This window comes from Bradyrhizobium sp. NBAIM08, assembly GCF_020193935.1.
Classification (GTDB): Bacteria; Pseudomonadota; Alphaproteobacteria; order Rhizobiales; family Xanthobacteraceae; genus Bradyrhizobium; species Bradyrhizobium yuanmingense.
In genome coordinates, this window is record NZ_JADYVR010000295.1 from 1 (window position 1) to 454 (window position 454).

The 454-nt window shown below is 54.0% G+C and carries 1 protein-coding gene; it reads left to right on the plus strand.

The window, feature by feature from the left end:
* Window positions 1-454, plus strand: a 454-nt coding sequence (locus I6F37_RS39570; protein ID WP_225154312.1) for a hypothetical protein, incomplete at both ends; no start/stop codon positions are given.

Here is a 454-nt window from a genome sequence, read left to right on the forward strand (position 1 = left end):
GATCTAGATCCACTGTCGCGATTCCCGCCTTTGGACTTTGTGGGTATGCGGCGATTTATTGTGCCGACGAAGATGCAATAGCTGATGTGGCCAATGCATTGGTTGAGTTGGAGGGCGTGGATTTTTCGATTTACAAAGACGGTACCGAGGCCGTCGCGGTAACCGGATCGAATGGGGCCGCTCGCATCGAGCGAACGCAGACTAGCGAGGAGACCAGGTATCGCTATCTAGTTTCGGCTGGCGATCCTCTACACCTTCAACCAATTGTCGAAGCGCTGAGGCAAGCAGGGAAGCTGGATGAAGCAGGTTTTGCCGCTGACAAGGATTGGCTTGAGATCACCTCGAACCACATTTACCCAGATCCGCTGGCCAACCTCTACACGTCGCTGCACACGCCACGCGTCAGACACACCGCTGATGTGCTCGTCAGTTTGCTCGATGGTTATTATTATGG